The organism is Pseudomonas sp. K5002 (assembly GCF_013386655.1).
In the GTDB taxonomy this organism is placed as follows: domain Bacteria; phylum Pseudomonadota; class Gammaproteobacteria; order Pseudomonadales; family Pseudomonadaceae; genus Aquipseudomonas.
On sequence record NZ_JACARK010001010.1, the window covers coordinates 1 to 3524 of the forward strand.

Annotated in this window: 2 protein-coding genes; both read left to right on the forward strand. The window is 63.9% G+C overall.

Annotated features, from left to right (window positions below; translation table 11 throughout):
- A partial coding sequence (locus tag HX846_RS32500; protein WP_178966983.1) for a TolC family outer membrane protein occupies positions 1 to 1202 on the forward strand: 1202 nt, incomplete at its 5' end.
- A 147-nt stretch (positions 1203 to 1349) separates the two neighbouring features.
- On the forward strand, positions 1350 to 3524 hold a 2175-nt coding region (locus HX846_RS32505; protein WP_178966984.1), incomplete at its 3' end, for an autotransporter serine protease.

A 3524-nucleotide genomic window follows, 5' to 3' on the forward strand; every position in this document is an offset into this window, starting at 1 on the left:
TGGAAAACCGCACCATCGGCCGCGCCGGCCTGCTGCCCAAGCTCTCGTACAACTACAACAAGGGCCGCAACAACTCCCAGGCCACCTTGCCCGACGGGCGCGGCGGCAATTATCACGATGACCGCAACTACAACAGCTATGGCTCCACGTTCACCCTGCAACAGCCGCTGTTCGACTACGAAGCCTATGCCAACTACCGCAAGGGCGTGGCCCAGGCACTGTTTGCCGACGAGAGCTTCCGCGACAAGAGCCAGGCGCTGCTGGTGCGGGTGCTGACCTATTACACCCAGGCGTTGTTTGCCCAGGACCAGATCGACATTGCCCGCGCCAAGAAAAAGGCCTACGAGCAGCAGTTCCAGCAGAACCAGCATCTGTTCCAGCAGGGCGAGGGCACCCGCACCGACATCCTGGAGGCCGAGTCGCGCTATGAGCTGGCGACTGCCGAAGAGATCCAGGCGCTGGATGAACAGGACGCCTCGCTGCGCGAACTCGGGGCGCTGATTGGCGTGCAGAGCGTCAATATCAACGACCTGGCGCCGCTGAACCCGGGGTTTGCCGCCTTCACCCTGACCCCGGCCAATTACGACACCTGGCACGAACTGGCGCTGACCAACAACCCCAACCTGGCCTCGCAACGCCAGTCCGTGGAAGTGGCGCGTTATGAAGTGGAGCGCAACCGTTCGGGGCACCTGCCACGCATCACGGCGTATGCCAGCTCGCGCCAGCAGGAATCCGACAGCGGCAACACCTACAACCAGCGCTACGACACCAACACCATCGGCATCGAAGTCAGCATGCCGTTGTATGCCGGTGGCGGCGTCTCGGCTTCCACCCGCCAGGCCAGCCGCGCCATGGAGCAGGCCGAGTACGAACTGGAAGGCAAGACCCGCGAAACCCTGATCGAACTGCGACGCCAGTTCAGTGCTTGCCTGTCGGGCGTCAGCAAGTTGCGGGCGTATCAAAAGGCGCTGACTTCGGCTGAAGCGCTGGTGGTCTCGACCAAGCAAAGCATCCTCGGGGGCGAGCGGGTCAACCTCGATGCGCTGAACGCCGAGCAGCAGTTGTACAGCACCCGTCGCGACCTGGCCCAGGCACGGTACGACTACCTGATGGCCTGGACCAAATTGCATTACTACGCGGGCAACTTGCGTGACACCGACCTGGCCAAGGTGGACGAGGCGTTTGGTCCTGAGAGCCGCTGATGCCTGGACGAGTAGCACTTGGTGCAAGGGAGCTTTGGTGGCATGGGCGCTTGTTTTGGCAAGGGAGTTTTCTGTGGCAAGGGCGCTTGTTGTGGCGAGNNAGCTCCCCCGCCACAGGTATTTCAACAATAAGAAAAAGGACTCTTCATGATCACTGGTTCACCTCGCTTCAAACCCTTCACCGCAGGCTCCTTGCTGCTGCTGTCAGTGGCGGCCCACGGGCAGTACATCGAAGCCGGCAAAGTCGGCGACCCCGGCAGTTGGCGTTCCGCCGAGTTCCAGAGCGACTGGGGCCTGGAGCGGATGAAAGCCAACGAGGCCTATGCGAGCGGCATCACCGGCAGTGGCGTGAAGATCGGCGCTCTGGATTCGGGTTTCGACCCCAACCATCCCGAAGCCTCAAAAAACCGCTATCACGCGGTCACCGCCAGCGGCACCTACGTCGATGGCAGCCCCTTCACGACCACCGGCGCGCTCAACCCAAACAATGACTCCCACGGCACCCACGTGACCGGCACCATGGGCGCAGCCCGCGATGGCGTGGGCATGCACGGCGTGGCGTACAACGCGCAGATCTACGTCGGCAACACCAACGCCAGCGACAGCTTCCTGTTCGGCCCCACGCCAGACCCCAAGTACTTCAAGGCGGTGTACAGCGCGCTGGTGGATTCCGGCGTGCGCGCGATCAATAACAGTTGGGGCAGCCAACCCAAGGATGTCAGCTACCAGACCATTGGCGACCTGCACGCTGCCTATGCCCAGCACTACAACCAGAACACCTGGCTGGATGCCGCTGCGGAGGTGGCCAAGGCCGGGGTGATCAACGTGTTCAGTGCTGGCAACAGCGGCTACGCCAACGCCAGCGTGCGTTCGGCCTTGCCTTATTTCCAGCCGGAGCTGGAAGGCCACTGGCTGGCGGTATCGGGCCTGGACAAGGCGAACAACCAGAAATACAACCAGTGCGGCATCGCCAAGTACTGGTGCATTTCCACCCCCGGGGCGTTGATCAACAGCACCATTCCCGATGGCGGTTATGGGGTGAAATCAGGCACCTCGATGTCGGCGCCCCATGCCACCGGCGCACTGGCGCTGGTGATGGAACGCTATCCATACCTGAACAATGAACAGGCCTTGCAGGTGCTGTTGACCACGGCCACCCAGCTCAATGGCGCGGTCACCGATGCACCGACCACTCAGGTCGGCTGGGGCGTGCCGGACCTTGGCCGAGCAATGCACGGGCCCGGGCAATTGCTCGGGCCGATGAATGTCACGTTGGCGGCCGGGCAGGGCGATGTGTGGAGCAATGCGATCTCCGACAAGGCGCTGATCCAGCGTCAGGCCGAAGACAGCGCCGAAACCCTGGCCTGGCAGCAAACCCTGCGCGACAAGGGCTGGGAGAACGGCGTGGGCGCCGGCGCGAGTCAGCAGGACCAGACGGACTATGCCGTTGGCACTGCCCGTGCGGCAGCCGCGGCCCAGCGTATCTACGAAGGCAGCCTGACCAAGTCCGGTGCGGGCAGCCTGATCCTGGCGGGCGAAAACACCTACCGTGGCCCGACCACCGTGAATGGCGGCCGGTTGGCGGTGAATGGCTCGCTGACGTCCGCGGTGACGGTCAATGACAGCGGCACGTTGGGCGGCTCCGGTCGCATCGCGGCGTTACAGGTCAATAGCGGCGGCACCGTGGCGCCGGGCAATTCCGTGGGCACCTTGCAGGTGGCCGGGGATGTAAACCTCGCCGCCGGCTCCACCTATGCGGTCGAACTCACCCCCACCACCAGCGACCGGATTGTCGCCACGGGCAAGGCAATCCTCGGCGGCGGCACCGTGACCCTGGCCCTGGAAAACAGCCCGACCCTGCTCAGCCTGCAACAGGCGGAAAGCCTGGTGGGGCGCCAGTACAACATCCTCCAGGCGGCTGGCGGGATCCAGGGCCAGTTCGGTGCCGTGTTGCCCAACTACCTGTTCCTCGGCGGCACCCTCGACTATGCCGCCAACGGTGTGCAACTGGGCATTGCCCGCAGTGATGCGAGTTTCGCCAGTGTCGGTGCCACTCGTAACCAGCGTTCGGTGGCGGCGGCCGCCGAGCAGTTGGGCGCCGGTAATCCGGTGTACGACAGCATCCTGCGGTCAGACTCGGCAGCCACGGCGCAGTCGGGTTTCCAGCAGCTGTCGGGAGAAATCTACCCGGCCATCGGCACAATGCTGATCAATGACAGCCGCCAGGTACGCGATGCCGTGGGCGAGCGCCTGCGCCATACGCCGGTTACCGGTGAGAGCAACGTGTGGGTCAAGGCGCTCGGCAGTTGGGGCAAGACCGAC